At 37.3% G+C, this 18,437-nt stretch carries 19 protein-coding genes; 12 read left to right on the forward strand and 7 right to left on the reverse strand.

Annotated features, from left to right (window positions below; translation table 11 throughout):
* The first annotated feature begins 256 nt into the window (after positions 1–256).
* The 10 genes from N3F66_01200 to folD all read left to right on the forward strand — a co-directional run bounded on the left by N3F66_01200 (position 257) and on the right by folD (position 7,088).
* Positions 257–499: a hypothetical protein gene (locus tag N3F66_01200; protein ID MCX8122764.1), complete on the forward strand. Its 243-nt coding sequence runs from the start codon at positions 257–259 to the stop codon at positions 497–499.
* 19 nt (positions 500–518) lie between these two features.
* Positions 519–1,208, forward strand: coding sequence for a 7-cyano-7-deazaguanine synthase QueC (gene queC, locus N3F66_01205; GenBank protein ID MCX8122765.1), 690 nt, complete (start codon positions 519–521; stop codon positions 1,206–1,208).
* Positions 1,198–1,923 (forward strand): ComF family protein, encoded by a 726-nt coding sequence (locus N3F66_01210; GenBank protein MCX8122766.1) that lies wholly within the window; start codon positions 1,198–1,200, stop codon positions 1,921–1,923. The genes queC and N3F66_01210 overlap by 11 nt, the downstream gene beginning before the upstream one ends.
* A gap of 177 nt (positions 1,924–2,100) precedes the next feature.
* A complete protein-coding gene (locus tag N3F66_01215; GenBank protein ID MCX8122767.1) occupies positions 2,101–2,427 on the forward strand; it encodes an STAS domain-containing protein in 327 nt (108 codons plus the stop codon).
* An 18-nt stretch (positions 2,428–2,445) separates the two neighbouring features.
* Positions 2,446–3,426: a polyprenyl synthetase family protein gene (locus N3F66_01220; protein ID MCX8122768.1), complete on the forward strand. Its 981-nt coding sequence runs from the start codon at positions 2,446–2,448 to the stop codon at positions 3,424–3,426.
* 59 nt (positions 3,427–3,485) lie between these two features.
* Entirely contained in the window at positions 3,486–3,707 is a 222-nt protein-coding gene (locus tag N3F66_01225; protein MCX8122769.1) for a tetratricopeptide repeat protein, read from the forward strand.
* Positions 3,708–3,818: 111 nt separating this feature from the next.
* Positions 3,819–4,241 (forward strand): polymer-forming cytoskeletal protein, encoded by a 423-nt coding sequence (locus N3F66_01230; protein MCX8122770.1) that lies wholly within the window; start codon positions 3,819–3,821, stop codon positions 4,239–4,241.
* A gap of 28 nt (positions 4,242–4,269) precedes the next feature.
* Positions 4,270–5,724 carry an RtcB family protein gene (locus tag N3F66_01235; GenBank protein ID MCX8122771.1) on the forward strand — a complete coding sequence of 485 codons (1,455 nt, stop codon included), beginning with the start codon at positions 4,270–4,272 and terminating at the stop codon, positions 5,722–5,724.
* The gene (locus tag N3F66_01240) at positions 5,721–6,170 is read left to right on the forward strand and encodes an archease (GenBank protein ID MCX8122772.1); all 450 of its coding nucleotides are present in this window, start codon (positions 5,721–5,723) and stop codon (positions 6,168–6,170) included. The genes N3F66_01235 and N3F66_01240 overlap by 4 nt, the downstream gene beginning before the upstream one ends.
* Before the next feature lie 30 nt (positions 6,171–6,200).
* Positions 6,201–7,088, forward strand: coding sequence for a bifunctional methylenetetrahydrofolate dehydrogenase/methenyltetrahydrofolate cyclohydrolase FolD (gene folD, locus N3F66_01245; GenBank protein MCX8122773.1), 888 nt, complete (start codon positions 6,201–6,203; stop codon positions 7,086–7,088).
* 49 nt (positions 7,089–7,137) lie between these two features.
* Here folD and N3F66_01250 read toward each other — a convergent pair whose 3' ends face one another.
* The 7 genes from N3F66_01250 to N3F66_01280 form a co-directional block, all read right to left on the reverse strand.
* Positions 7,138–8,370 (reverse strand): hypothetical protein, encoded by a 1,233-nt coding sequence (locus N3F66_01250; protein ID MCX8122774.1) that lies wholly within the window; start codon positions 8,368–8,370, stop codon positions 7,138–7,140.
* A gap of 22 nt (positions 8,371–8,392) precedes the next feature.
* A complete protein-coding gene (locus N3F66_01255) occupies positions 8,393–9,223 on the reverse strand; it encodes a 4Fe-4S dicluster domain-containing protein (protein ID MCX8122775.1) in 831 nt (276 codons plus the stop codon).
* 13 nt (positions 9,224–9,236) lie between these two features.
* A complete protein-coding gene (locus N3F66_01260; GenBank protein MCX8122776.1) occupies positions 9,237–11,204 on the reverse strand; it encodes a molybdopterin-dependent oxidoreductase in 1,968 nt (655 codons plus the stop codon).
* A gap of 51 nt (positions 11,205–11,255) precedes the next feature.
* The gene (locus tag N3F66_01265) at positions 11,256–11,774 is read right to left on the reverse strand and encodes a cytochrome c family protein (protein ID MCX8122777.1); all 519 of its coding nucleotides are present in this window, start codon (positions 11,772–11,774) and stop codon (positions 11,256–11,258) included.
* A gap of 144 nt (positions 11,775–11,918) precedes the next feature.
* Entirely contained in the window at positions 11,919–14,336 is a 2,418-nt protein-coding gene (locus tag N3F66_01270) for a homocysteine S-methyltransferase family protein (GenBank protein MCX8122778.1), read from the reverse strand.
* A 117-nt stretch (positions 14,337–14,453) separates the two neighbouring features.
* Positions 14,454–15,194 carry a 1-acyl-sn-glycerol-3-phosphate acyltransferase gene (locus N3F66_01275; protein MCX8122779.1) on the reverse strand — a complete coding sequence of 247 codons (741 nt, stop codon included), beginning with the start codon at positions 15,192–15,194 and terminating at the stop codon, positions 14,454–14,456.
* A 29-nt stretch (positions 15,195–15,223) separates the two neighbouring features.
* Positions 15,224–16,714 (reverse strand): amidase family protein, encoded by a 1,491-nt coding sequence (locus N3F66_01280; protein MCX8122780.1) that lies wholly within the window; start codon positions 16,712–16,714, stop codon positions 15,224–15,226.
* Positions 16,715–16,970: 256 nt separating this feature from the next.
* Between N3F66_01280 and def the strand changes: the two genes are divergently transcribed.
* Together def and fmt are read left to right on the forward strand one after the other, a co-directional pair.
* Positions 16,971–17,486, forward strand: coding sequence for a peptide deformylase (def, locus tag N3F66_01285; protein MCX8122781.1), 516 nt, complete (start codon positions 16,971–16,973; stop codon positions 17,484–17,486).
* 2 nt (positions 17,487–17,488) lie between these two features.
* Entirely contained in the window at positions 17,489–18,421 is a 933-nt protein-coding gene (gene fmt / locus N3F66_01290; GenBank protein ID MCX8122782.1) for a methionyl-tRNA formyltransferase, read from the forward strand.
* Positions 18,422–18,437: the final 16 nt, after the last annotated feature.

Below are 18,437 nucleotides of genomic sequence, written 5' to 3' on the forward strand. Positions count from 1 at the left end.
TGTGGTGCATATTTTATAGCACGATTATTCAATCTTTTATTATACAAACAATTATAAAAACAATTACATTTATAAGAACATAGTGCTGGTTTATATTAATTTTTAAAAAGCCTATAATCATTACTTCATAGATTTATGCGATAGTTACTGATGAATTATTTATATATTATTAAAATTTGCTGGATTTTTTATTGCTATTTTTGTAATATTGTATAAAATATATTTAATATCTTAACAAATCCTGGGAGGTATTTGCATGGGTTTAATAACCGATAAGATCAGAGAAAATGCTGAAAAATGCAAATCATGCGCATTTCTTAAAATAAGAAATGCAGAAATTGATAAAAACAGTGTTCTTTACGATGAGGCCATGTTGACATTAGAAGGTGTTTACAGGGCCAGCTGTACCATGTGCCCCTTTGAAAAGGACTTTGAAAAGGTTTATGGTATGAAACCTTATGAATATTTCCCAATGAGGGTAGCAAAAAAGGAAGCATAATAATTGTACTATAAACACAATGGCTTTAAATAGATGTGTAGTTTTGCTCAGCGGTGGATTAGATTCCGCAACTGCTGCTGCAGTTGCTAAGAGTAGAGGTTTTTCTCTGTATGCACTTACTTTTATATATGGACAGCGGCATGATATTGAGGTTGAGTATGCAAAAAAAATTGCAAACTTCCTCAATATTGTTAATCATGAAATTGTAGTTTTGCCTGATATTCTCTTTAAGTCTTCTTCATTGGTCAGAGCATCAGGAAAAGAAATTCTGAATAATCAAACTGATAGTATTCCAGCAACTTATGTCCCAGCCAGGAATATTGTCTTTCTTTCAATGGCATTGGCATATGCTGAGACTATTAATGCATCGCACATTTTTATTGGAGTGAATGCTGTTGATTATAGTGGCTATCCTGATTGCAGGCCTCAGTTTATACAAGCCTTTCAAAAAGTGGTTGAAATTGGCACTAAAAGTGGTGTCAATGGGAACCCAATAATAATTGAAACACCCCTAATTGGTTTGACTAAAGGCCAAATAATAAAGTTGGGTATTTCATTAGGAATGGATTACTCATTGACAACAAGCTGTTACAATCCAGCAGATAATGGCAGTCCGTGTGGTGTGTGTGATAGTTGCCGTATACGGCAAAAAGGATTTTTAGACGCAGGCATAAGCGACCCTGCCTCAAAAAGAAACTATGGCAAATAGTAAATTTATCACATTATTACATTATGCAATATTTGATACAGTGTTTCCTTCTTTTTGTGCATACTGTGGGAAGATGATATCTATTAACGATTCCGGTGTGTGCTATCAATGTTGTAGTAAGCTTGAAAAGATAATTCAAAATTATTCAGGAGAATATATCTTTTCATTGGAAGAATCAATACATGGGAAACGACAATGGTTCCTGGATAGTGGGGTTTGGTTATTTAAATATGAAGAGCCCATCCCCACACTGATTTATGATATGAAATTTAAGTATAATAAATCTATTGCCAATTTATTTGCACAATATTGTATTATGGCAATTAGTTTACAAAAATGGCAGTTTGATTATATAACTTATGTTCCTGTTTCTAATGATCGCTTATGGAAAAGAGGGTTTAATCAATCAGAACTTATAGCACAACATGTTAGTAAAGCTTGCAATAAAGATGTGTTACCGTTGTTTTATTTAAAAAATGAAAAAGCTGTACAGAAAAAGTTAAGTAGTAATGAGCGATTTATTAATACTTACAATAAATTTGGTATATACACTGGTTATGATGAAATAAAAAATAAATCATTGCTTATTGTTGATGATGTGTATACAACCGGAGCTACTATCAACGAATGTGCACGTCTTCTTAAACAGCAAGGTGTAAGAAATGTTTTTGCCTGCATTGTTGCCTATGCCATGTTACGTGAAATGGTTTGTTAATTGGATATTGTTGATTATAACCTGTAATAATTGTGATCTAGATATATATTTATATAATAGTTGTATTCAAAATGTTGTCACTGTACAATGTAAAAAAAATAAATATTGTAATTGTTTATGGTATGAATTATAATTTATGTACAATAGAATGGTAAACTATTACACAAGAGGTGAAATATGAAAATTAAAAAGGATGAAAATTTAGCCATAATTACATTAGATGGAAGGATAGATCAGGAAATGTCAGAGGATCTTGAAAATGCACTGCAAAAACTAATTGATGAAGGTTATAATAATATTTGCATGGATATGACTGATGTAAAACATATATGTAGTTCTGCTTTAGGTGTTATAGTTGCCTTTAAAAGAAAGATTAAAAATGAGGGTGATATAAAATTAGTTATAACCAATGAAAATCTGCTTAAGCTTTTTCAAACAACAATGCTTGATAAAGTCTTTGAAATATTTGAATCGCAACGTGAATGTTTGAGTGCTTTTGATTGATAAAGGAATACTACGTGTATGACACCCAGAAAAGATTTGCAATCGATACTGAAACCAATAGAACATTACCTTATAGCTGTTGATGAGGCCATTAAAAGTAAATTGCATACAGGCATTACGCTTTTAGATGAAAGCAGCATGCATACGTTTAAGAAGAGTGGAAAAAAGATTCGTGCCTCAATGATTATTTTATCAAGTGGTTTGAATAATGAAATACCTGATGATATTATTGATATTGCGTGTGCTGCTGAAATTATTCATGCTGCCTCTTTAGTACATGACGATATTATTGATAATGCAGATTTACGCAGGGGATTGCCAACTGTAGCGAAGCAATATGGACCAAAGGTTGCGGTACTAGCAGGTGATTATATGTATACTAAAGCATTAGAGATTGCTGTTGGTAATAATCGTACGGACCTTTTCCCTATTATGGTTGATGCAACAACAGAAATGGTGAAAGGTGAATTATATCAAATACAATATTCTAATATAGATAATATAACTATTGATAATTATTTCCGCATTATTGAGATGAAGACAGCCCGTTTTATGGCTGCCTGTGCAAAGTTGGGTGCACGGGTGGCAAAAATGGATGAAAAAAAGTCAGATACATTATACGATTGCGGATTACAGTTAGGATATGCTTTCCAAATAACAGATGATGCGATGGATTATCTTAACAACTCTGCTCTCACTGGTAAAGATGCTGGTAATGATTTTATAAATGGTAAAATTACTTTACCCTTATTGAGGTTATTACAAATAGCTGAAAAAAAAGAAAAAGAATTGTTGATGCGATATGCCAAACAACCTGACAAACAAAACTGGCTTTATGTGCTTGAAAAAGCAAATAAGTATAATGTGGTTGAATATTGTATACAGGTTGCATCAGAGTATGTACAAAGGGCAGTGGAGTGTCTTTCTGTATTTCCTGATAGCCAATTTAAAAATATAATGTGCGAATTAGCCTTATTCTTTATTGACAGAAGATATTAATTGATATATTATATTAAATTAGAAATATTAATTTTATTTTTATTTTATAGAGGCCTGATATGATAACAAAAGAAAAAGAAGAGGTTTTGCGTTTATACAATGCTGGATTAGAAGCTTACAAAAAGCGAAAATGGGATGAAGCAATAGAGTTTTTTGATAAAGCATTAAAAGTTGATCCTAATGATGGTCCATCAAAATTGTATCTGGAAAGATCTAAACAATATAAACTAACACCACCACCAGATGATTGGGATGGTGTATTTACAATGACAACAAAATAGAAAATAATTTGCAAATTAAGCTTGTATAATAAAATTCATTAATAAAAATTGTTAAAATAATTTTGCCCTGTCAATACAAATGATTAATTTTTCTACAAGAAGGTATGTGAAATGGCTAAAAAAGTTATTCAGATTAATAAGAATCCAGTATATGAAATTGGAATGATAGCTACTGTGTTTGGTAAGGATACAGAATTTTATGGGGACCTCACGTTTGAAAAATCATTACAGATTAATGGTTATTTTGAAGGTGAAATTGCTTCGGGTGATTTTTTGGTTATAGGTGAGAAGGCAACAGTAAAAGCTAATATTAAAGCAAACACTGTTATCATAAAAGGTACGGTCTATGGCAATATAGAAGCAAAAGATAAAATTGAAATACAAAGCGATGGTAAACTCTTTGGAAACATACGGACATCAAAACTCATTATTGCTGATGGTGTTGTGTTTGAGGGAAAATGTGAAATGATTAAAACTCCCGTACCTGTGCAGAAGCAAAAGCAAAACCAGAAAGAGCCAGTTGCTAAAGATTAATGTTTTGTAAAAATACAATAAGGCAATTATGACAAATGATATAGCAAAAAAAATTGGAAATTGTTTATACGAAATACCTAAGGATTATAAAAAAGGGATGCGTGTGCCTGCGCGTATCTATGCATCAGAAGAGTTGCTCAGCACCATGGATGCTGCTGTATTTGAGCAACTTACCAATGTTGCCATGCTTCCTGGTATACAGCGTTATGCGTTATGTATGCCTGATGGCCATTCCGGATATGGTTTTCCAATAGGCGGAGTTGCAGCAATTGATACTGAGGATGGGGTCATTTCACCAGGAGGAATTGGGTTTGATATTAATTGTGGTGTAAGGTTTTTTATTACAAACTTAACATTCCAGGAGCTATCGCCAAAGCTGAATCAGATTATGGATATACTATTTTCCCGAATACCCAGTGGAGTAGGAGGGAAAGGCATAGTATCATTAAACGATAGGCAATTTGATGAGGCAATGACCAAAGGTGCACGGTGGGCTATAGAGCATGGTTATGGTATCAGTGATGATTTAAATTTTTGTGAGGAAAATGGCTGTATTGCTAATGCTAAACCTGAAGCTGTTTCTGGTAAAGCACGTGAGCGCGGAAAAGAACAGATTGGATCCCTTGGTTCGGGGAATCATTATCTAGAGTTTCAGGTTATACGAAGTAATGATATATTTAACAAAGATATTGCTGATAAATTTGGTATCACAGGTAATGATCAAATAGCGTGCATGATACATTGCGGAAGTAGAGGATTTGGACATCAAATAGCAACTGATTATTTGGAACAGTTTATATCAGTTATGAAGCAGAAATACCATATCGATATTCCTGATCGAGAGCTTGCATGTGCGCCATTTTATTCTAAAGAGGGGCAGTCATATTTTCATGCAATGAATTGTGCAATTAACATTGCTTTTCTTAACCGCCAATTAATATTTCATATCGTGAGGGATACACTAAGTCAGGTATTTAAAAAATCTCCTGAAGAGTTGGGAATCAAATTGATATATGATGTGTGCCATAACACAGCAAAAATTGAACACTACGAAATTAACGGAAAAAATAAAAAGTTACTGGTTCATAGAAAAGGTGCAACGAGGGCATTTACTAAAGGAATGCAAGGGATTCCGGAACAATACAGGGAGATAGGGCAACCTGTCTTAGTTGGTGGAAGTATGCAATCTGCATCATATATTCTGGTTGGTGGTACTAATGCAAAAGATTCTTTTTACAGCACTGTTCATGGAAGTGGGCGGGTAATGTCACGGCAGCAGGCTAAAAAACGCTTCAAAGGAAGGGAGCTTGCTGATCAGATGGAAAAAAGTGGCATTACAATAAGAACACGCTCATTTTCAGGATTGGCTGAGGAAGCTGGTGCAGCGTATAAGGACATTGATGATGTAATTGAGGCAATTACTCAGGCCCAATTAAGTATTCCTGTTGCACGAATGATTCCAATAGGTTCTATTAAAGGATGAGTAGCGATAGTCAAGAGTATTTTGAATTTGTTGAAGATATTACATTAGCGGATATAGCAATCCACTGTAAAGCCAAAACAGTTGAAAGGATATTTGCTCTGAATGCTGAAGCGCTATTGCATGTATGTCTTGAGAACCCATCAAAATTAAAACAAAATGAGCCATACCATGTTTCAGTAAAACATACGTACCTTGATCTTTTGCTGGTTAAATTTATAAACGAATTGATATTTATTAAAGATACTAGTGGGTTGCTGCTTTATCCTGAAACTGTAAAGGTAACAAATACTGGTGATGGTATTACATGTGAGGTTGATTGTATTGGTGATTATATAATAAATGGGTATGATATTAATGTTGATCCCAAAGCAGCAACAATGCATAAAGCAAAATGTGAAAAAATAAATAATGATGAATGGGAATCATTTATAGTGATAGATGTATAATAACTTTGATTAATGTTAAGTGGGGTAAAAATGGCAATAATCATTGATGGCAAAGCGATAGCCAATGAAATTAAAGAAGAGATTAAGCAAGAAGTAGTAAAGTTAGAAAGTCAACACGGTAAAAAGCCAACCCTAGCTGTGATATTGGTGGGAAATAATCCTGCTTCACAAGTATATGTACGAATGAAAAAGAAATCATCTGAGGAAGTGGGAATCAACTCTTTGCAAATACTTTTGGATGAAAACACCACTCAAGAAGAATTGCTGACATTAATTAGTAAACTAAACAGTGATACCACTGTGAATGGTATCCTGGTCCAGTTGCCGTTGCCAGAACATATAAATGAAAATGAAATTATTAATGCAATTGATCCAATAAAGGATGTTGATGGTTTTCATCCGGTGAATGTGGGCAAACTTGTAATAGGCCAACAGGATTGTTTTATTCCCTGTACTCCTTACGGATGTCAGGAACTAATTATACGGACTATCCCAGAAATTAAAGGAAAACATGTAGTTGTTGTTGGACGCAGCAATATAGTTGGAAAGCCGCTGGCCAATTTAATGATGCAAAAAGACAGCAGAGCAAACTGTATTGTAACAATATGTCATACCGCAACACAAGATATAGGATTTTATACTAAACAGGCGGATATTCTTGTTGTAGCTGTTGGTAAAGCAAACATAATTACCAAAGATATGGTAAAAGAAGGTGCAGTAGTTATTGATGTTGGTATAAACAGAATAGATGACCCTGATAATCCGGGAAAAACAAAATTAGTTGGTGATGTAAAATTTGATGAAGTGAGTGAAGTAGCGTATGCTATAACTCCTGTTCCTGGTGGAGTAGGGCCAATGACAATAGCTATGTTGTTAAAAAATACAGTTAAAGCGTTTAAATTGCAAAACAATATATAAATAAAAAAACCCCGCAATGAGCGGGGTTTTTTAACTAATGTGTTTTTAATTAGTGAGCTACCTTTTCATGTTTTTCAGGGAATAGTGGTATATATTTAGCAAACCACATATAGATAAGAATCATGCATGCTATTGAACCTAAAAATATAAACCACTCCTGAATTGTTGGATTATATCCAAAGAAATCTTGCCATGGGAAATTTGGAACAGAAAATCCATGAAGTAGAACATCTACTTTTAACATAACTATCGCTAAAACTCCACTTATCAAACCTGTAATAAAATATTTCTCGTTTTCACGCAATTTTTTTACATTAAGTATAACAATTGCCGCAAGTGAAGCCAGCAATTCCACTGCTACTACCCACCATCCATAATATCCACCCATCAGATCAACAAATTTCCTATCAAAAAGTGGAACAAAGTGTGTTGCTAGTGTATAAAGATCATATACTCTGAAAAGGAAGTAAGCAATAAATGTTACACCAGCAATTTGTGCCAATGTCATATAAGATTCTTTGGGAACAAGTTCTTTCTTCATGACCCAGCTTGCAACTTTTGGTGCTAACATCATCAAGCATGGGCCACCAGCTATTGCAGCTACTATCGCCAAATAGAAATAATGATGTCTAAACCAATAAGGTTTGGCATATAAAACGCCCCACATTCCTCCACCAAGAGAACCCTGATGGAAAAATGAAAGGAATGTACCGATAGCAGCAAATATCCACATTAGTTTGTGTAGGTAATGGGCGGTATAATGTACAACCGGGTATCTATCAAGATATTTGTTGCTTAATATAATGGGAAACAACTCAATGCACAAAACTATGAAATAAAATGTTAAACACCACACTACTTCAGTGAGCATTGATTGTGGCATTGTATGTGGGCCCCAGTTGGGATACGCATAACCAAACCATGCTCTGAGTGGTTGGCCGATATCAAACACAAGTAGGATAAAAGTAAATAGGTAACACATGAAACCAATAAGGACAGTGGAATTTATTAATGGCTGTAACTTATCAACCCTGAAAATATAAAGCATAAATCCAGTAAAAAATGCTCCACCGCCGAGTGCAACAAAGCCTAAGTCACCAATAATCCATAAGCCCATGGCAAATCGATTATTCATATCGGTGTATCCTAAGCCCCAGAATAAGATCTGAATACCAAAGATTACAAAAAGGGCTACCAGTGCAAAGAGCACATACAGAGAAATCTGTATATTCCTTGAGTAGCTATTCCATTCATTTTTCAAAAATTCAATTACTTTGCTCACGGTTTACTCTCCTTCTACTTTTTTAGGAGTTTTTAAATCCAGATATTTTATCACGAAGCCATTGCTGGCTTGTTAAATAATAAACTTTTGGATTTGGATATTCTTTGATTTTGATCCTTTTTTCATATTCAGACGGATCTTTTGTTTTGAGTTCATCAATAGAATGCACAAGCCTAACAGCTCGGGGATCCTTCTGTACTTTTGGCTCATATACTGGCGAAGTAGGGTCATTAAGGTCGCCAAAAATTATAGCATTTGTTGGGCATGCACTGGCACATGCCGGGGTATATGTAACAGCATTGATATCAGTTATTCCTTTTGCAATAGCCTTATCACGTTCACGTTTCCAGATGTGTGAGCAAAATGTACATTTAACCATGGTACCGCGGGAAGCAATAGATACGTCAGGATTGAGGGATTCTTTAAAAGAACCTTCGTAGCGTGGTTTCCACCAGTGGAACACACGCGCTTCATACGGGCATGCTACCTGGCAGTACCTACAGCCTATGCATCGTGACCATATCTGGCTAACGACACCATCATCGCCAACATCGGTAGCAACTACCGGGCATACAGTAACACATGGTGGATGCGGATGTTTTGGATCATTTCCTGAGCACTGCTGACACATCTTTGGTATATACGCAACTTTTACATCAGGGTACTGTGCCTTTGGATCCTTATCGTTTGTTACTTCTATCAGATCAAGAAAAGTGACTCTTTTTGGCACATCAGAATCATCTTTAAAAATTGGAAGATTGTTTTCCTGAGAGCAGGCAATGTTACATGCTCCGCATCCAGTACATTTATCTAAATCTATAACCATTCCCCATCTTCTTGTCATTGTGGCCATAATTGTTCACCTCTTAACTCAGTTTTACTCGTGTTAACCACCAGTCAGAATAACCACTTAGTGGGTCTAATGCATCTGACATTATGGGTTTTGGGTTAACACCTTTTTGGCTACCATATTCAGTCAGTTCTTCATGACCTAAACCAATAGGCACCGCAACCGTATCATAGGCAACCCGTTTTGTTAGATGTACTCTAACTGTTTCAAGTTCACCACGGGAAGATTCAATATCAATTTTGGAGCCTTCGGAAATCCCTTCTTTTGATGCTGTAACTGGATTCATCCATACCCAGCTTGTGTCGCCTTTTAAGATGGTATCTGGTAATCCTTTTAATACATAAGGAAGCGCCAGACCATTCCCTTCGCCAATTGTTGGTATTTCAAAAGGTACCATTGATATGGAGTAAGAACCCGAAGCTTGTAGTAATTTTTCCAATTCTTCAAGTTTTGCAGTTATGATATCTACAGGAATTTCCAAATTAGCAACATTTTTAGCCTGAAAGCTAACAACTTTGATAGTATCAAGATAACTATTCCATGGGAATTGAGCTGATATATTAGGTACATTTTTGGCAATTGCAAGTAGTGAATCTCCTGCATGTTTTGCTTCAAATTTGGCTGATACCGCTTGCCCATTGTATGGGATTTCAAGTGAAGTGAGTGTAGGAAAGACATAGTCAGCATATAATGCAGTATCATTAAGTAAAGAAGTGAACAACACTACAGTTGAAGCTTTTTTTAGTTTATCAGAAAGACGCTGCCCATAAACACTTGAATAAACCGGATTGGCATTGTTTATCAGTACTATATCACAAGTCATATCGCTTGCAATATATTCATCAAGACCTTTGGTCTTTTTTGCAATAGCGGGTTTTGGAGGTGTTGTAAATGTAACAACCTTAACACTGTTGCCTAAACTACCAATCATACTGTTAATGGTTTGTATTATGGCAAATTCAGCAACTGAAGATGATACAACCTTTCCACCTTTACCTGCTACTGCAACCGGCCTGCGTGCATGTACTAAAGCTTTTGCAACAGACTCAATTGTTTCAAGTGATGCACCAGTAAGTTCGGATACCTTTTCGGGGGTGAATTTATTTATTAAAAGTTCAGTAAATCTTCCAAAATTTGTAGCCCCCGATCGCTTGCCATTCTTGAGCAAGTAATGTGCAACACCCATAGCAAAAATTGCTTCACTACCTGGTTTTACTGCAACCCACTGATCAGCCAATGAAGCAGTACGTGTTGCTATTGAATCAACCTGTATAAATTTAACATTCTTTTGTTTCCAGATATTTAATACACTATGCATTCTACCAGGATTACCCCAACCTTCAAAAAGGCGGGCACCAAAACTTACTACGCAATCAGCATTTTCAAAATCATAGTCGATAGCTCCTTCAGTTTTCTGGGTTGCTACTGAACAGGCATTACTCAGAGCCCAATATCCAGCTTCCTGGTATACATGAGGACTTCCTGCAAATAGTACTATTCGCTCATTTAGCATTGATGTGGCGTCAGGGAATGCTGGGTTTATTGCAACAATCTGGTCTTGCTTCTTGTTATTAATGGCATCATTTATTTTCTTTGAGATATCTGCTATAGCAGTTTCCCAGGAAACCGGCTCAAAATCAATTTTTCCTTTTTTACCGGTTCGTTTTAATGGAGTTTTAACACGTTCTGGATGGTAAAGAACCTGTAATAGAAGCTGTCCTGCAGCACACCCTTGATTAGATGTTTCAATTTTAACTGCCCTGTTTCCAATCATCCTGACATTTACAGTACATTTGTTGGGGCATTGGTCACAGATACTTGCTAAATATTTCTCTTCACCTTTAGGAGGGCGATACTGGTCTTGGGTCCATTCCACAAGCCATTGAAGGCCCATCCATGGACCAGGTGAAATAAGAGTACCAACACCAGTACCTACAACCGCGCCGCCTATCATTGTTAAAAAATCTTTTCGTTCGAGTTTCATGGATGTAATAACTCCTTGCTTGAATTTCGATTCAATATAAAAAAAGAATGATCAATCATGACATACTGCACACGCATTGCTGATTTTTAATGCAGTGTGACAGTCCATACATACTCCCATGGCCATTTTACCCTTGATTTTTTCGGTAGTTGTTGAATTGCCCTTATCACCGTGACAAGAAACACAATATGCCTTCTTTTCATTTTTCATCACTGCTATGTGACTAAAATACACCAGGTCGGGCTGCTGGGCAAAAGATTCCCAGGGTTTGTCATTATCTCCAAAGCCTGAAAAAAATACTTGTGTATTGACTTTGCTTGGATCATGACATTGCTTACACACAGCAACTGTGGGAATGCCATTGAATCTTCCATTGCTATCATAACTGTGGCATGTCTCACAGTCAGAAGCTCCATATTTAGTTGTATGGGTACGATGGTTGAATGGAAGAAGTTTTTTTGCCTGTACATTCATTGCATAGTCACAGGCCTGTTGAAAAACAATAAAAGAGATGTATGCAAATATAACAAAAGGTAAGAAAAAAAGTAAAAAAGAACGTGTCCCTTTCACAGACGTGCTCCTTAATCTTTATTGTAATGTAGATACTTGTGAAAACACTTTAAAAAGCGTGGATTTATAATAAATCCGCCATAATAACCTATGCGAATTCTTGTATATACAATCTTTATGTCAACAAAATTTATAAAAAAATATTTATTTAGAATTTCCTACAATCTCCTTTGCCACAGCAACTGCTTCTACAGCATCTTTCCCATAAAATGCGCCGATACTATCAGCATATTCTTTTGTGACAACAGCGCCACCAACCATTAGTTTACAGGGCAATTTTTGTGTTTTTATCTCTTTGGCAATGATACCCATATTGGGCATAGTTGTGGTTAGCAGTGAACTCAAACATACAACATCTGGTTTGTATTCATTGATTTTTTCAATGACTATCTCATTAGGTACATCTTTGCCAAGGTCAATCACATTAAACCCGTGATTTTCGAGCATCATTGCAACAATATTTTTACCAATATCGTGTATATCACCTTTAACCGTACAGATAATTATAGTTCCAAGCGATGATTCCTTCTTCTGCATCATAAGAGGCTTCAGAATAGTAAAGCCTTTCTTCATGGTATCGGCTGAAGCAATCATCTGTGGGAGGAAATATTCACCTTTGCTGTATAATTCACCTACTTTTTCAAGTGCAGCTATCAATGCATCATTCATTATTGTATCAGGGCTGTACTGGGTAAGTGCTTCTTTTACTGCTAGTTCTATATCATCAATATTTCCTTCTACAACAAGTGCAAAAATCCTTTCAAGTATGTTTACAACGTTAGCTTGCTGTTGGGTGTTTTGCTGAGCAGTGCCAAAGTATGCAATATAGTGTGATGCATTCTTATCTCTTCCTTCAAGAAAATCCAGTGCAAGCATTTCTTCAGTGGAAAAAGGTTTTGTAATATTGGTATCGATAGCTACGGGATTCACTATGGCAGCATACAATCCCCTTTGCAGCGCTAATTTTAAAAATGCATTGTTGATAAATTTTCTCTGTGGTAATCCAAAAGATATATTGCTTAATCCAATACTTGTTTTAATCCCCATTTGGGCAAAGTGTTCAATAACTTTTAAGGTTTCTATGGCTGCACCGCTTTCTGCGCTTTCGGCCAAAATAAGCGGGTCAATAAAAATTCGTGACAGGGCAATACCATTTTGTTGCAGTGCATCAATGAGTTTTTCGCCAATCGCAATACGTTTTTTTGCATCTTTGTGAATCCCGCTTTCATCTAAGCACATTGCTATAACAAAGCCGCCAAATTTCTTTAACAGTGGCAACATTGCCTCAAAGCTTTGTTTCTTAGCACTGATGGAATTAATAATTGGTATACCGGGGTATTGCCACAGTGCAGCTTGGGTCACCGCAGGGTTATCTGAGTCTATCATAAGAGGAATGGTCACGGTATTGGTCAGTACATTTACTGCTTTTTTCATCAGAGCAACTTCATCAATGCCGGGAACACCAACATTAATATCTAAGCAATGGGCACCTTCCTCCTGCTGCTTTTTGGATTCATTTCGTAAAAATGTAAATGTATTTTCTTTCAATTCAGTAGCAAACTGTTTACGAGCTGTTGGATTTAAACGTTCACCAATGATGAGTAATCCATTATGGGTGGTTGTATTAATATTGGTATATCTGCTGGTGATATAATAGTAGCTTTTTTTATTATTAATTTTTATAAGAATGTTTTTCACAGAAGTTGATAGTGCCTGAATATGCTGGGGCGTAGTGCCACAGCAACCACCTATAATTGAAAAGCCCATTTTAGCAAATTCAGCTGAAAGCTGAGCAAAGCGTTTGGGTGAAAGGCTATACACCGCTTTTCCATCAATTAACTCAGGCAGCCCGGCATTAGCCCATACTGAAAGGGGAACACCAAGTTCATGTAGCTGGGCGATAGCTCCTTTGAAAAGCTCAAGGAGACCATCAGGTCCCATGCTGCAATTAGCCCCCACCACATCTGCACCCATCTGTGACAGTGTGGCCAGCGCTGTAATGATATCAGTGCCGGTGACCGTTTTACCATTTGACTCAAACGTCATGCTGCAGATAACAGGAATATCCGTCACATCCTTTGCAGCAAGAAGTGCAAGGCGTGCTTCCTGTAAATCTGTCATTGTTTCAATAGCAATACAGTCAACACCACCTGCTACAAGGCCAGTAATCTGGCGTTTGAATGCACTGTATACGGTTTCAGCCGGTGTCAAGCCCATTGGTTCCACAAGAGTTCCTGTTGGGCCAACTGATCCTGCAACAAATGCCTTGTCCCCAGCAACTTCTTTTGCAATTTTTGCTGCAGCTTTGTTAATCTCTTCGCATTGGCTGTCTAAACCTGCTTCGTGCAATTTTAACGCATTTCCACCAAATGTATTGGTTTCAATTATATCAGCACCGGCTTCAATATACTTTTTATGTATCAATGCTATTACATCTGGGCGTTCAAGGTTAAGTAATTCAAGGTTACCCTTGTATTCGGGCAATGCATTAAACAACATAGTGCCCATCGCACCATCCATAACAAGTGGATAGGGCTTCAATAAGCGTTTTTGAAAGTTCACTGCTATGTACCATCCTTTAGGTATATATGGGTTGTAAAAAATAACCCCTTGCTTCAAGGGGTTATTAATATGAACTATCGCACAATAAAAAAATAAAACAAAATTTACAACACATTTTTATGAAGTAAGCTTACTCTGAATTACTGATCTGACTTTTTCCATAAGTTCTTCTTTGTTTTCCTGAGAATAGCCGGTAACATCAATTGGAGGGTGAATTATGAGGTCGATAGTACCCGGGCGAATGGCCATGCTCCCTTTTGGAAGTATAGCCCGCGAGCCTATACCAGTGATAGGCAGAATTGGAACACGTGATTCTATGGCAATGACAAACCCCCCTTTTTTGAAAGGAAGAAGCTTGCCGTCGGGGCTACGAGTGCCTTCAGGGAAAAATACCACAGACGCACCATTGCGTATTTTTTCGCCAGCAGCTTTGAGGCTTTCGCGCGCCTGCTGTGAATCACCACGATCTATATAGATGTGTCCCATACGTTCACATCCCAAACCAAAGATGGGAATTTTTCGCAACTCCATTTTCATAACCCAGCGCAGTTGTAGCGGTATATAGCCAATAGCAGCCCACACATCATAGTGACTTTGATGGTTCATCATTACAATGTAGGGTTGCCCTTTTTGTATATACTCCTTATTGTGGACGCGCACACGTACTCCTGAAAGGAAAAGATTAAGGCGCGACCAGAATACACCAATATAATGAATAGTATTACCTGTTGGGTCAAAGAATGAAAGTAGTATAGTGATAATACCCAAAATGGTGGTATCTGCAATAACCAAAAGGTAAAACACTGGTCTGTAAATAAAGAATAATATTTCAATCAAGGCATTTATAGCTTTATTCATTATCTACAACCTCCTCAGAAATTTAAAACTTATAAAGAAATTTCTGGCCGTCTATTAAACCATGGTTTTGCTTTTTCCAGTTGTGCTGCTAATCTAAGCAACAAGTCCTCTCTACCAAATGCTGCCATGAACTGTACACCGTATGGCAATCCATCAGGCCCCCAGTGCAGAGGCACTGACATTGCTGGAATACCCGTTAAATTTGCAAGTTGCGTGAATGGAACCTGTGACAGGCTCTGCACTGCAAGCTGGTCAACAATACCTGATGCCTTTAATACTCCTCCAAGGCCTAAAATGTTCATAATCTTGGATGCAAAAAGTTCAATTGGTTTAGGAGCAAGTGATCCAACAGGTGCAGGGGGCTGTGCCGTTGTTGGTGTCATGTACACATCGTACTTTAAAAAGAATTGACCCATTGCACGTGCTGCTATGTTCCATTGGCGCAGTGCCATTACAAAATCACCAGCGCTATACGTTCTTCCTAATAGGCCTAATGTCCAGGTTATTACTTCTACATCGCTTAATTTTGGTTTACGTTTTAATTTTATTCCAATGGTTTCTATATCTGCTGCAACTTCGCCAAAGTAGAGCATAAGGTAGCTTTTTGCAAGTGCCAAGCCATCAATGTTGGGTTTATCAATTTCAACGTGATGCCCAAGCGTTTCGCAAAGCTTTGCAGCTTCTAATGCAGCATTTTTACATTCAGGGTGGACTTTGGTACCTATTGGCGATTCAGTTGAAATTGCTATTTTAAGTTTTCCCGGTGATTTTTGTATTTCCCGGGTATAGGGCATTTTTGGCCTTTCAATGACATACGGTGCACCGGGGTCAGAGCCTTGCAGAATATCAAGGATTGCAGCACTATCACGCACCGAACGGGTAAGCACATGTTCAACCGCAGCCCCCTGCCAAACCTGGCCATATTCAGGGCCTGCTGGTACACGCCCTCTAGATGGTTTAAGGCCAAACAATCCACAGTATGCCGATGGTATGCGTATGGAACCGCCACCATCTCCGCCGCCTGCAATTGGCACCATACCGCTTGCAACAGCAGCAGCAGAACCACCGCTTGATCCACCCGGTGTCAAAGCTGTATTCCATGGATTGCGTGTGGCCCCAAAGATCTGAGGCTCAGTATAAGCAACCAGCCCAAATTCAGGTGTATTCGTTTTGCCTAAGATGGCAAGCCCAGCTTTTTTGTAGCGTGCTGCCACCTCACTGTCAAAGTCGGGGATATAGTTCATATATGCTCTGCACCCACTTGTCATTCTTACACCCTTGAGTGTTGTTAACAAATCCTTAACCAAAAAAGGCACACCATAGAATGGTCCCTTTGGCAAATCTTTGATGATTGCATCCACATTATCATATAGAGGCGTAATTACTGCATTGATAGAAGGATTAATTTTTTCAATGCGCTGAATAGCCTCTGTGATCACTTCTTTGGGTAATACTTTCTTCTTTTTTATGAGTTCTGCTAAACCAGTAGCATCATATCTATCGTATTCTTTGAATGTCATTAACTACCTCCAATTATTGGATAACCATCCAATGTATAATAAAAAAATAATGAAATTCTAAAATTTCATTTTGTTATTACCAATGGTAAACAAAATAAATGATGTTGTCAATAAGTAATTTAAAGTAAAAAATGAAAATTAACTATTATTTAAATTTAGAGATGCATTATGATCAACTTTTCAAAATCATATATTGACATTAAAAATTAAATGTGGTATATTATTACAATTATTATACTAAACATGTGAGATAGTTATGGTAACAGGCACACAGCATACATTAGTCTATTATGGTAATCAGACCTTGCGGACGCCAGCTCAAGAAGTGAATCAAATAACCCAGATGGTTCGCGATCTTGTTGATGAGATGTTTGATATAATGCATAGGGAGCAGGGCATTGGATTAGCTGCGCCTCAAATTGATGTACCATTACAGCTTATAGTAATTGATATACGTTCAAGTAAAGGGCCGATGATGGCACTTGTCAATCCCAGGATAACATCATTTTCAGATGAAAAAGATGGTTATGAAGAAGGCTGCCTTTCACTCCCTGGTATTACTGCAGAGGTTATACGCCCTGTTTCAATTCAGGTTGAAGGTATTGCAATTAACGAAAAGCCAGTTAAGTTTGAAGCTACAGGTCTTCTGGCACGTGTACTGCAGCATGAGATAGACCACTTAAACGGAAAACTATTTATAGATTATTTAGAGGATTATAAACGTAAAGAATTAAGTTGGCAGTTGAAAAAGATAAAAAAACTTAACAGGTAATAATGAAAATTGGCTTTTTTGGAACTCCTGAAATAGCTGCGTTTTGTTTTGAGCATCTTATAAAGTATTATGAGATAGCATTTGCTGTTACATCGCCTGATAAACCAAAAGGCCGTGGAAAACACATGACACCACCTCCCGTAAAAGAAAAAGCAATTGCTCATGGCATACCGTGTTTTCAGCCTGTGACATTAAAAGATGAAACACTCAGAGAAACATTATTGCAGTTTAATTGTGAGATATTTGTTGTGGTTGCATACGGAAAGCTTATTCCGCAATCAATCTTTTCTATTCCACCGCATGGTACAATAAATCTACATCCATCGCTATTACCAAAATATCGTGGTGCAGCACCAGTTGAGTGGGCACTGTATAACGGTGAACAGCAGACAGGGGTAACGGTGCAGCTTATTAACCAAGAGCTTGATGCTGGCGACATTGTGCTTCAATCACCAGTAACTATCGCCCCCGATGATACTGCGCAGGATGTGTACGATAAAATTTTGCCGATTGGGGTTGATTTGCTCATAAAAGCTATCAATGGGTTGCATGATGGTACAATTACGCCAGTGCCTCAGGATCATTCACAGGCTACTTACTGTGGTAAAATTACCAGTGAAACAGCACATATTAACTGGAATATGTCAGCAAGGTCTATTCATAACCTTGTGCGTGCATTTAATCCCAAACCGGTTGCATGGACAACATTTCGCGGCAAAATTATTAAAATATGGAAAACGGCAGTTGGCGATAGCTCATATAATTATCCCACTGCACAGCCGGGTACTTTGATACATCAGGCAAAGCGACTATTTGTATGCACTGGCGATGGAACTTTGGAGGTGCTCATTTTGCAGCCTGAGACAAAAAAGCCGATGGATGCAGCTGCGTTTTTAAATGGCTATCGATTACAGGAGAAGGATGCATTTATTTAAAACGTATGGGTGACAG

The organism is Spirochaetota bacterium (genome assembly GCA_026414805.1).
In the GTDB taxonomy this organism is placed as follows: Bacteria; Spirochaetota; UBA4802; order UBA4802; family UB4802; genus UBA4802.

What these genes read in the sequence shown, in the direction of transcription:
- N3F66_01275 (MCX8122779.1), bottom strand. Translation starts at nt 15,194, where the DNA reads ATGAATAAAGCTATAAATGCCTTGATTGAAATATTATTCTTTATTTAC.
- N3F66_01215 (MCX8122767.1), top strand. Translation starts at nt 2,101, where the DNA reads ATGAAAATTAAAAAGGATGAAAATTTAGCCATAATTACATTAGATGGA.
- N3F66_01260 (MCX8122776.1), bottom strand. Translation starts at nt 11,204, where the DNA reads ATGAAACTCGAACGAAAAGATTTTTTAACAATGATAGGCGGCGCGGTT.
- N3F66_01255 (MCX8122775.1), bottom strand. Translation starts at nt 9,223, where the DNA reads ATGGCCACAATGACAAGAAGATGGGGAATGGTTATAGATTTAGATAAA.
- N3F66_01225 (MCX8122769.1), top strand. Translation starts at nt 3,486, where the DNA reads ATGATAACAAAAGAAAAAGAAGAGGTTTTGCGTTTATACAATGCTGGA.
- queC (MCX8122765.1), top strand. Translation starts at nt 519, where the DNA reads ATGGCTTTAAATAGATGTGTAGTTTTGCTCAGCGGTGGATTAGATTCC.
- N3F66_01220 (MCX8122768.1), top strand. Translation starts at nt 2,446, where the DNA reads ATGACACCCAGAAAAGATTTGCAATCGATACTGAAACCAATAGAACAT.
- def (MCX8122781.1), top strand. Translation starts at nt 16,971, where the DNA reads ATGGTAACAGGCACACAGCATACATTAGTCTATTATGGTAATCAGACC.
- N3F66_01280 (MCX8122780.1), bottom strand. Translation starts at nt 16,714, where the DNA reads ATGACATTCAAAGAATACGATAGATATGATGCTACTGGTTTAGCAGAA.
- N3F66_01230 (MCX8122770.1), top strand. Translation starts at nt 3,819, where the DNA reads ATGGCTAAAAAAGTTATTCAGATTAATAAGAATCCAGTATATGAAATT.
- N3F66_01240 (MCX8122772.1), top strand. Translation starts at nt 5,721, where the DNA reads ATGAGTAGCGATAGTCAAGAGTATTTTGAATTTGTTGAAGATATTACA.
- N3F66_01235 (MCX8122771.1), top strand. Translation starts at nt 4,270, where the DNA reads ATGACAAATGATATAGCAAAAAAAATTGGAAATTGTTTATACGAAATA.
- N3F66_01200 (MCX8122764.1), top strand. Translation starts at nt 257, where the DNA reads ATGGGTTTAATAACCGATAAGATCAGAGAAAATGCTGAAAAATGCAAA.
- N3F66_01210 (MCX8122766.1), top strand. Translation starts at nt 1,198, where the DNA reads ATGGCAAATAGTAAATTTATCACATTATTACATTATGCAATATTTGAT.
- fmt (MCX8122782.1), top strand. Translation starts at nt 17,489, where the DNA reads ATGAAAATTGGCTTTTTTGGAACTCCTGAAATAGCTGCGTTTTGTTTT.
- folD (MCX8122773.1), top strand. Translation starts at nt 6,201, where the DNA reads ATGGCAATAATCATTGATGGCAAAGCGATAGCCAATGAAATTAAAGAA.